Genomic DNA, 373 nt, shown 5'->3' with positions numbered 1-373 from the left:
ACAGCTGAGACCCCGGAGGAGGCCCACAGGATGTGGGTCATGCATGCGTTACGACAGGACGTCGTGATTTTAGCATGCCTACCTTTTTCCAGGAGGCTCAGTGCCCACCCCATGGAAAGCGAGCATCTTGGAGAGGAAATCAAGCGTAATTTTTTTGTTTTTTTTGTTCTTAAAATTTTTTTAAAACGCAACCTCATTATCAGAACATGATTGCAACGCAAGGATGCTCGACTCCTATGGGAGCTGTGGGACAGCTGAGACCCCGGAGGAGGCCCACAGGATGTGGGTCATGCATGCGTTACGACAGGACGTCGTGATTTTAGCATGCCTACCTTTTTCCAGGAGGCTCAGTGCCCACCCCATGGAAAGCGAG

The 373-nt window shown here is 50.7% G+C and carries 1 protein-coding gene; it reads left to right on the top strand.

From position 1 onward, the window contains the following. On the top strand, nt 1-210 hold a 210-nt coding region (locus ACX6U0_RS21355; protein WP_464961807.1), incomplete at its 5' end, for a hypothetical protein. Nucleotides 211-373 lie beyond the last annotated feature (163 nt).

Source organism: Gottfriedia sp. ABJ_BB2_2 (genome assembly GCF_055484705.1).
Note: the sequence above shows the minus strand (reverse complement) of the source record. Positions and strands in the feature narration are given on the sequence as shown.